Below are 301 nucleotides of genomic sequence, written 5' to 3' on the forward strand. Positions count from 1 at the left end.
CGGCGCTCGCGGCGCTCGGCGAGGCCACCGGCGACGTGCACGTGGTGGCCAGCGGTGACCCGATGCTGCACGGGATCGGCGCCACGCTGATCCGGCGGTTCGGCGCGGACCGGGTGTCGGTGCTGCCGCACGTCTCCTCGGTGACGCTGGCCTGCGCCCGGCTCGGCTGGAGCGTGCAGGACACCGAGGTGATCAGCCTCGTCACCGCCGACCCGCACACCGCGGTGCGCAGGGGCGGCCGCGCGGTGGTGCTGTCCACCGACCGCACCACGCCCGAGGCGCTGGCCGCGCTGCTGACGGC

1 protein-coding gene is annotated in these 301 nt (G+C 76.7%); it reads left to right on the forward strand.

Features of this window, described 5'->3' with window-relative positions; translation table 11 throughout:
* Positions 1–301 (forward strand): SAM-dependent methyltransferase (locus Q2100_RS31730; RefSeq protein WP_302917181.1); only part of this gene is annotated, 301 nt, incomplete at both ends.

The organism is Mycolicibacterium arseniciresistens (assembly GCF_030519285.1).
In the GTDB taxonomy this organism is placed as follows: Bacteria; Actinomycetota; Actinomycetes; order Mycobacteriales; family Mycobacteriaceae; genus Mycobacterium; species Mycobacterium arseniciresistens.